Raw genomic sequence first — 8,605 nt, forward strand, 5'->3', positions numbered from 1 at the left:
ACGGCGGGGTAGGCGTGCGCGTCTCCGGCGGCACGGGCAACGCCATCCTGGCCAATGCGATCTACGGCAACGGCGGCATCGGCATCGATCTCGGCTCAGACGCCGCCTCAAGGGCGAAGTAGCTCAGCACGCCGTCGGCGCCGGCGCGCTTAAAGGCCAGCAGCGATTCCATCATCACCGCATCATGGTCCAGCCAGCCATTCGCCGCGGCTGCCTTGAGCATCGCGTACTCGCCGCTGACTTGGTAGGCGAAGGTTGGCACGCGGAATTCGTCCTTGACCCGGCGCACGATGTCCAGATAAGGCATACCGGGTTTGACCATCACCATCTCGGCGCCCTCGGCGATGTCCAGCGCCACTTCGCGCAGCGCCTCGTCGCTATTGCCGGGGTCCATCTGGTAGGTCTTTTTGTCGGCCTTGCCGAGATTGGCGGCCGAGCCGACGGCGTCGCGGAAAGGGCCGTAGAAGGCGCTGGCGTACTTGGCGCTATAGGCCATGATGCGGGTGTGAACGAAGCCGCGCGATTCGAGTGCCGCTCGAATCGCGCCAATCCGGCCGTCCATCATGTCGCTCGGGGCGACGATGTCGACGCCGGCCTCGGCCTGCACCAAGGCCTGCGCGCACAGCAGCTCGACCGTGCGGTCGTTGATGATGTAGCCGCTCGCGTCCAGCACGCCGTCTTGGCCGTGGCTGGTGTAGGGGTCGAGGGCGACGTCGGTCAGGATGCCCAAACCCGGCACCCGGGCCTTCAGGGCGCGCACGACACGGGGAATCAGGCCGTCTGGATTGCTGGCTTCAGTTCCGTCCGGGTCTTTGAGCGAGGCATCGATCACCGGGAACAGCGCCAACGCCGGAATGCCCAGCGCCACGCATTCCTCGGCGACGGCCAGCAGCCGGTCCAGGCTCAGGCGCGCCACGCCCGGCATCGACGCCACCGGCGTGACCCGATCGACGCCCTCATGCACAAACACCGGCAAAATCAGGTCGCTGGCGCTGAGTGCATGTTCGCGCACCATGGCGCGGCTGAAAGCATCGCGGCGCAGGCGGCGCGGGCGGCTGGCAGGGAAGGGGGCGGGAGGCAGGACAGAGCGGGACAAGGGCTTTTCTCCGAGTCAAAGTGACAGACTTCGCAATCTAAGCGACCACGAGTGAAGACAGTGGTGTGAAGATTCTGTTAATATTTGCTCCGGATGATAGCCGCAAGGTAGTCATTCCCTGCTTTTCCTCCCTGAGCAGGAGCCTTTGCGTGATGACAGCGAAAAGGCTTTCTCGCCCCGGCTCTTTAGCCGGGGCTTTTTTTGCCGGGGTTTTTTTGCCGGGGTTTTTTTGCCGGGGCTTTTTTTGGGCCGCGGCTTGCGTGTCTGAATTGACCTTGCTCAAGCCGCCCGGCCGGGCGCGCCTCACTCGCCCCGCATAATGCCGCGATGCTCTGGATCAAAGCCCTTCACATCATCTTCGTCGCCAGCTGGTTTGCTGGCTTGTTCTACATGCCGCGCATCTTCGTCAATCTGGCCATGGTGCCCAGCGACAGCCATGCCGAGCGTGAGCGCCTGCTCGTGATGGCGCACAAGCTCTACAAATTCATGAGCCTGCTGATGATTCCGGCCTTGGTCTTTGGCGTATGGCTCTGGGTCGACAACTTCAGCGGCTTCAACCGCGGCTGGCTGCATCTGAAGCTGGTCTTGGTGGTCGGCGTGATCGGCTATCACCATTTTTGCAAACGCATTTTGCTCAGCTTTGAGCTGTTGGCCAATCGGCGCAGCCACCGTTGGTTCCGGGTCTTCAACGAAACCTCGGTCTTGCTATTCGCCGCCATCGTGATTTTGGTGGTGGTGAAGCCGTTCTAGGCTGGCGGTGATGGTGCGCCGGCAAAGTTCTGCCACCTGGTTGCTGCTCGCTTATGCCTGCTTGATCGTCTATGCGAGCCTGTACCCGTTCGGCCCTTGGGCCTTGCCGCCCGGCATTCCGGTCGAGGGTTTGCTGCGCTTGCCTTGGCCCAAGTACTTTGGCGCCTTTGATCAGCAAGTCAATCTGATCGGCTATTTGCCGCTGGGCCTGCTGGGCTTGGCGGCGGGCTTGCGCAGCGGTTTGGGTCTGCGCTGGGCGGTTGTGCTGGGCGTGCTGCCGGCGCCGCTGCTGTCCTATTTGCTGGAGACGGTGCAGTTCTTTTTGCCCTCGCGTGTGCCGTCGCTGGCGGACTGGTTGTTGAATTCAATCGGCGCTTGGGTGGGCGTCGTGCTGGGCCTGGTGCTGCACGCGTTTGGTGGCCTGCGGCGCTGGCATGAGCTGCGTGAATACTGGTTTCAGCCCCATAGCGCCGGCGCTTTGGCGCTATTGGCCTTGTGGCCGCTGGGTTTGCTGTTTCCAACCGCGGTGCCGCTCGGGCTGGGTCGGTGGTTGCCCCATTTGCAGGATACGGCCATCGAGTTGCTTGAGAACACGCCCTGGGCTTTGCAGTGGGGCGATGAGTGGGCCGATAGCGCGCGCGCTTTGCCGCCGGGTTTGGAGGCGATTGCGATTGCCCTGGGCCTGTTGGCGCCAAGCTTGCTGGCCTTGTCGGTCGCTAAATCGGGTAAGCGCCGAGCCCTGTTGGTGTTGGGATTCGCCTTGCTAGGTATTTTGGTGACGGCGCTGTCGACTGGTTTGAACTTTGGCCCCAACAATGCCTGGGCTTGGCTGACGCCGGCCACTTGGCCGGGCCTTGCCGCGGGTATGTTGCTGGGTTGGGTGGCGGCGTTCATGCCCCGGCAGGTTTGCGCGGGGCTGGGGCTTTTGGTGCTGAGCGCTTTGATCGCACTGATTAGCCAGACGCCGGCCGATCCCTACCTCGTGCAGCGTCTGCAGGCTTGGGAGCAGGGCCGCTTCATCAATCTCTATGGTTTGGCCGAGTGGATTGGCTGGGTGTGGCCGTTTGCGGCGGCCCTGTGTTTGCTGAACTTAATGGCCAGGCGCAAGCTCTGAAACGCGGCCCCTCCCTACAATGGCTGCATGAGTTATTTTCAGCGCCACATTTTCTTCTGCCTGAACGAGCGCGAGAGCGGCAAGAGCAGCTGCGCTCAAAGCGGCGCCCAAGCAGGTTTCGACCACTGCAAGTCCAGGGTGCGCGACTTGGGGTTGGCGGAGGTCGGCGGCGTGCGCGTCAATAAGGCCGGTTGCCTGCACCGCTGCGCCGGTGGTCCGGTGGCCGTGGTCTACCCGGATGCCGTTTGGTACACCTATGTGGATAACAGTGACATCGACGAAATCGTCGAAAGGCACCTGAAGAATGGCCAAGTCGTCGAGCGTTTGGTGTTACCCGATGATGTCGGCCTGTAGGCAATGAACTCGCTGACCGAAAAGCGTTTAATCGCTGGCCCCGTCGGCGCGATTGAGTGCGCGATCGACTCGCCAGCCGCTGGCTTTGAGGGCCCTCGGCGCGGCATGGCGCTGGTCTGTCACCCGAATCCGACCCAGGGCGGCACCATGGACAACAAGGTCGTGCAAACCCTGGCACGTGCGTTTGTTCAGTTAGGTTACCGCGCCGTGCGTTTCAATTTCCGCGGCATTGGCAAGTCCGAAGGCGCTTGGGATGCGGGCCAAGGCGAAGTGGATGACGCCTTGGCCGTGTTGGCCGCCATGCGCGGCGCTGACGAGACTTTTGTGCTGGCGGGCTTCTCCTTCGGCGGCTTTATCACCTCGCAAGTCGCGCAACGCCTGCCCGAGGGCCAAGTGGCCGAGCGTTTGGTGTTGGTCGGCCCCGCAACCAGCCGTTTTGACACCGCGCCCGTGCCCTCCGATACGCTGGTTATCCACGGCGAGATCGACGATGTGGTGCCGCTCAGCTCGGTGCTGGACTGGGCCCGGCCGCAGTCGCTGCCCGTCGTCGTTGTGCCCGGCGTCGGACATTTTTTCCATGGTCAGTTGCCGCTGCTGAAAAGCATCATCGTGCGCAATTGGCAGATTTTGCAACTCTGATTTTTCCCGATTTTCGAGATCCCCCGATGAAACGATTGATTGCCTTTGTGCTGGCTGCCGCCGGTGCGTTCTCTGTTCACGTCCACGTTCACGCTCAGGTGCCGCAGCCGCCCGAGATCGCCGCGCGCAGTTTTTTGTTGCTGGACATGACGGCCAATAAGGTCTTGACCGAGCGCGACGCCGACACGCCTAACGACCCGGCCTCACTGACCAAGCTGATGACCGCCTATGTGGTGTTCGGCGCCCTGCGTGACAAGCGCCTGACGCTTGACCAGACCCTGACCATTTCCAAGCGCGCCTGGGACGAGCGCAAGGGCGACCCGTCCCTGATGTTCATCGACACCACCATGACGCCCAAGGTCGACGAGCTGCTGCGCGGCATGATCATTCAGTCCGGCAATGACGCGTCGGTGGCCTTGGCCGAGGGCGTGGGCGGCACGGTCGAGCAGTTCGTTGCGATGATGAACCGCCAGGCGCAGGCCTGGGGTCTGAAGAACACCGAGTTCAAGAACGTCACCGGCATGACCGAGCCGGGCCATCGCAGCAGCGCACGCGACCTGTCCATCATCGGCTCCAATCTGATCCGCGACTTCCCCGAGTTTTACGCCTACTACTCGCAGCGCGACTTCACCTTCAACAAGATCCGCCAGGACAACCGCAACCTGCTGCTTCGCCGTGACCCCAGCGTCGACGGCATGAAGACCGGCTACACCGAAGCGGCCGGCTACTGCTTGGTGGCCAGCGCGCAGCGCGAATTCCCTAACGGCAAGCGCCGACTGCTCAGCGTCGTGATGGGTACGGCGTCCAAAGAAGCGCGCGCCAGCGAGAGCCAGAAGTTGCTGAACTGGGGCTACTCGGCTTTCGACGCGGTGCGTTTGTTTGAGGGTGGACAGGCCATCAGCACGGTGCCGGTCTGGAAGGGCGCTGTGCGCGAAGCCAAACTGGGCGCCGCCGGGCCGGTGTTTGTGGCGGTGCCACGAGGCGAGGGCGCCAAGCTGCAGACCAAGGTTGAACGAACCGACCCGCTGGTGGCGCCACTCAGCAAGGGTCAGCGCGTGGGCACGCTCAAGGTCACGACGACCGGCGGTGTGGCCGTCGCCGAGGTGCCACTGGTGGTGCAAGATGAAGTGCCGATGGCCGGCATCTTTGGCCGCGCCTGGGACGCCATCCGCCTTTGGATCAAATGACGAGTCAGCTTGCTTTGGGCGTAAGCTCAAGCCCGATCAGGAGAGCCGCATGAAAAGCACCTTGCCCGATGTCTTTTGTTATCTGAACGGTGAGTACACGCCCTTGGCTGAGGCCAAGATCTCGGTGATGGACCGCGGCTTCATCTTCGGCGATGGCATCTATGAAATCCTGCCCGTCTATGGCCGGCTGCTGTTTCGTTTTGAGAGCCATATGGACCGCTTGGAGCGCAATCTGGCCAAGTTGCGAATTGAAAGCCCGCTGCTGCGGGCCGAGTGGCTGGAGATCGCCCGCAAGTTGATTTCCAAAGTGGCGGCCGAAGATCAAGCGGTCTACCTGCAAGTGACGCGGGGCGTGGCGGCGCGCAATCATGTGATGCCGGCGCACATCCAGCCGACGCTGTTTGCCTACAGCAGCCCGGCCAAGCCGATCAGTGCGGAGGACAGGCATCACGGCGTGTCCTGCATCACGGCGCGCGACTTCCGCTGGGAGCGCGGCGATATCAAAAGCACCTCGCTGCTTGGCAATGTGCTGGCGCGGCAGATCTCCGCCGATCAGGGTGCTGCGGAGACGATTCTTTTACGCGACGGTTTCCTGACCGAGGCCTCGGCCTCCAATGTCTGGATCGTCAAGGAGGGCGCGCTGCTGGGCCCACCCAAAAGCGAGCATGTACTCGAAGGCATCAGGGTCGAGTTGCTGAAGGAGCTGTGCGAGGAGGTCGGCATCGGCTACAAGTTGCGGCCGATCTCAGAAGCCGATCTGTTCGCCGCCGATGAAGTCATCCTCAGCTCGGCCTCCAAAGAGGTTTTGCCGGTAACCAAGCTGGATCATGAGGCGGTCGGGCACGGTGCCTTGCGCGGTAAGCCCGGCCCGGTCTATGCGCGGCTGTTCGAGGCTTATCAGCGCGCCAAGTTATTGCAATCCATTTGATGAGTCAGTCATGATGAGTAATTTACCCCCCATCAATTTGCCCGCGGACATCCCGCCCGAGCAATCGCTGATCGAATACCCGTCCAAGTTCCCGATCAAGGTGATGGGCACCCATGTGGACGGTTATGTCGAGGCCATCGTGATGGTGGCCCGGCAGTTCGATCCCGAGTTTGATGAATCGACGATAGAGCACCGCCCCAGCAAGGCCGGCAACTATTTGGGTCTGACCATCACCGTGACGGCCACCAGCCGCGAGCAGCTCGACGAGCTGTACCGGACGCTGAGCGCGCATCCGATGGTGAAGGTCGTGCTTTAGCTTGTTGGCTCCGTAGCCAATCTGCGATCCAGCTCGACCAGCTTGCTCGGCGCAGCCTCGTCGCCATTGCGGGCGGCAATTTCGTACCAGTAGCGCGCCAAGCGCAGATCGGCCGGCAGGCCCAGCCCTGTTTCATACATCGAGGCCAGCAGGTATTGCGCGCCGACGTCACCGCCGTTGGCCGCCTCGCGGAACCAATGCGCGGCCTGTTTCATGTCCAGCTTCGCCCCTCGACCCAGGTAGTAGGCGGTGGCCACAGCCACTTGCGCGTCGGCACTGCCATGTTCGGCGGCGCGGGCATACCAGACCGTCGATTTGGCCAGTTCGGGCTTGCCCAAAGCGCCTTGTTCGTAGAGCTGCCCCAGGGCCAATTCGGCGCGCACCAGGCCATGGCCGGCCGCACGTTCCAGCAATCGCTTGGCCTCGTGCGGATTGGGCTTGGGCAGTTCGCCGCGCAAATGCATCATGGCCAGGTTGTAGTCGGCCAAGGGCTCGCGCTTTGCCGATAGCGCGGAGAAACTGCGCGCGGCTGTTTGCAGATTGCCGGCCTCATAGGCTTCGACGGCGAGCTCCAGCGGCCCGGCCTTGGCCGGCGGGTTGAGCAGCAAAACAGTGGCTGCAATGACAAAGGTTTGAAGCAGGCGGGCCATGGGTTTCCTTGAGACTGATGGGCAGACGCTAACGCATTCTGTGTCGCCCCGCTGGCCGCCGGCCTTACAGCCTAGCGCTACTATTCGGTGATGATTGTTGTGAAAACTTTGGGCCTAGTCGATTACGAAGCCACCGTGCAAGCGATGCGCGAGTTCACCGAGGCGCGCGGCCCCGATACCGCCGATGAGCTGTGGCTCTGCGAGCACCCACCCACCTATACGCAAGGGCTGGCCGGCCGCGCCGACCATGTGCTGGCCGCCGGCGGCATTCCGGTGGTGCAGACCAACCGCGGCGGCCAGGTCACCTATCACGGCCCCGGCCAAGTCGTCGCCTACCCCCTGCTCAACCTACAGCGCTTGGGCTACTTTGTGCGTGAATATGTGTTCAGGCTGGAGACAGCGGTGATCCAAACGCTGGAGGCCTACGGCATCACCGGCCACCGCGTTGCCGGTGCGCCGGGCATCTATGTCCGCTTGGATGACCCGCAAGCCCATGCGGCGCTGACGGGTCCTGCCGATCCGCTCAACCCATTTGCCGGCCTGGGCAAGGTGGCGGCACTCGGCATCAAGGTCAGCCGCCAGTGCACGTACCACGGCGTGGCGCTGAATGTGGCGATGGATTTGCGGCCCTTTGCCGGCATCAACCCTTGCGGTTACGCAGGGCTGGCCACGGTGGACCTCGTTACACTTGGCGTTTTTGCGGATTGGCCCACGGTGGCCGAGCGCTTCGGGTGTCGGCTACAAGCCCAGCTGGAGCGCTGAACAAGCATGGAGTCAGGCTGGCATGGCGACCGAGAACATCACTCACGAAGCGAAGACGGGCGAGGCGTACGACGCCAGCGCCAAGCAAAAGGCACAGGCCAAGACCGCCAGGATTCCGATCAAGATCGTGCGCGCCGAGGACTATCAGCCGCTGAAAAAGCCCGATTGGATTCGCGTCAAGGCCGGCTCGCCGTCCACCCGTTTCTACGAAATCAAGCAGATCCTGCGCGAGCATAAGCTGCACACCGTTTGCGAAGAAGCGTCCTGCCCGAACATCGGCGAATGCTTCGGCAAGGGCACGGCCACCTTCATGATCATGGGCGACAAATGCACGCGTCGCTGCCCGTTTTGCGACGTCGGCCATGGCCGGCCCGACCCGCTGGACGCCGACGAGCCGCTGAATTTGGCTAAAACGATAGCCGCTTTGAAGCTGAAGTACGTGGTCATCACCAGCGTTGACCGCGACGACTTGCGCGACGGCGGCGCCGGTCATTTCGCCGAGTGCATTCGCCAAGTGCGCGAACTCAGCCCGATGACGCAGATCGAAGTGCTGGTGCCCGACTTCCGCGGCCGCGCCGACCGTGCGTTGGACATCCTCAAGGCCGCGCCGCCGGACGTGATGAACCATAACCTGGAAACCGCACCGCGCCTGTACAAAGAAGCAAGACCCGGCTCCGACTACCAGTTCAGCCTCGACCTGCTGAAGAACTTCAAGGCCGCGGTGCCGGGCGTGCCGACCAAGAGCGGCATCATGGTGGGCCTGGGCGAAACCGACGAAGAAATCCTGCAGGCGATGCGCGACATGCGCG

Annotated in this window: 11 protein-coding genes; 9 read left to right on the plus strand and 2 right to left on the minus strand. The window is 62.8% G+C overall.

Annotated elements, in window-relative coordinates:
• Positions 1 to 61: 61 nt before the first annotated feature.
• Positions 62 to 1,096, minus strand: coding sequence for a porphobilinogen synthase (hemB, locus tag RMO57_RS11015; RefSeq protein ID WP_310386576.1), 1,035 nt, complete (start codon positions 1,094 to 1,096; stop codon positions 62 to 64).
• Between the two features lie 327 nt (positions 1,097 to 1,423).
• On the opposite strand from hemB, the gene RMO57_RS11020 reads away from it, so the two are divergent.
• From RMO57_RS11020 to RMO57_RS11050, 7 genes are read left to right on the plus strand one after another with little or no spacing between them, the layout of a single operon-like run.
• On the plus strand, positions 1,424 to 1,846 hold the full coding sequence (locus RMO57_RS11020; protein WP_310386578.1) for a CopD family protein: 423 nt from the start codon (positions 1,424 to 1,426) through the stop codon (positions 1,844 to 1,846).
• A 10-nt stretch (positions 1,847 to 1,856) separates the two neighbouring features.
• Positions 1,857 to 2,960 carry a VanZ family protein gene (locus tag RMO57_RS11025; protein WP_310386580.1) on the plus strand — a complete coding sequence of 368 codons (1,104 nt, stop codon included), beginning with the start codon at positions 1,857 to 1,859 and terminating at the stop codon, positions 2,958 to 2,960.
• A gap of 27 nt (positions 2,961 to 2,987) precedes the next feature.
• Positions 2,988 to 3,314, plus strand: coding sequence for a (2Fe-2S) ferredoxin domain-containing protein (locus RMO57_RS11030; RefSeq protein WP_310386582.1), 327 nt, complete (start codon positions 2,988 to 2,990; stop codon positions 3,312 to 3,314).
• Between the two features lie 3 nt (positions 3,315 to 3,317).
• Entirely contained in the window at positions 3,318 to 3,953 is a 636-nt protein-coding gene (locus RMO57_RS11035) for an alpha/beta hydrolase (RefSeq protein ID WP_310386584.1), read from the plus strand.
• 26 nt (positions 3,954 to 3,979) lie between these two features.
• Positions 3,980 to 5,140 carry a D-alanyl-D-alanine carboxypeptidase family protein gene (locus RMO57_RS11040; protein ID WP_310386586.1) on the plus strand — a complete coding sequence of 387 codons (1,161 nt, stop codon included), beginning with the start codon at positions 3,980 to 3,982 and terminating at the stop codon, positions 5,138 to 5,140.
• Between the two features lie 49 nt (positions 5,141 to 5,189).
• On the plus strand, positions 5,190 to 6,068 hold the full coding sequence (locus tag RMO57_RS11045; protein WP_310386588.1) for a D-amino acid aminotransferase: 879 nt from the start codon (positions 5,190 to 5,192) through the stop codon (positions 6,066 to 6,068).
• Positions 6,069 to 6,081: 13 nt separating this feature from the next.
• Positions 6,082 to 6,384, plus strand: coding sequence for a DUF493 family protein (locus RMO57_RS11050; protein ID WP_414896407.1), 303 nt, complete (start codon positions 6,082 to 6,084; stop codon positions 6,382 to 6,384).
• Here RMO57_RS11050 and RMO57_RS11055 read toward each other — a convergent pair.
• Positions 6,381 to 7,034 (minus strand): tetratricopeptide repeat protein, encoded by a 654-nt coding sequence (locus tag RMO57_RS11055; RefSeq protein ID WP_310386590.1) that lies wholly within the window; start codon positions 7,032 to 7,034, stop codon positions 6,381 to 6,383. The genes RMO57_RS11050 and RMO57_RS11055 overlap by 4 nt on opposite strands.
• A gap of 90 nt (positions 7,035 to 7,124) precedes the next feature.
• Between RMO57_RS11055 and lipB the strand changes: the two genes are divergently transcribed.
• Positions 7,125 to 7,796 (plus strand): lipoyl(octanoyl) transferase LipB, encoded by a 672-nt coding sequence (gene lipB / locus RMO57_RS11060; protein WP_310386591.1) that lies wholly within the window; start codon positions 7,125 to 7,127, stop codon positions 7,794 to 7,796.
• Positions 7,797 to 7,818: 22 nt separating this feature from the next.
• Positions 7,819 to 8,605 (plus strand): lipoyl synthase (gene lipA, locus RMO57_RS11065; protein ID WP_310386593.1); only part of this gene is annotated, 787 nt, incomplete at its 3' end.

The organism is Roseateles sp. (assembly GCF_031397715.1).
GTDB lineage: Bacteria > Pseudomonadota > Gammaproteobacteria > Burkholderiales > Burkholderiaceae_C > Paucibacter_A.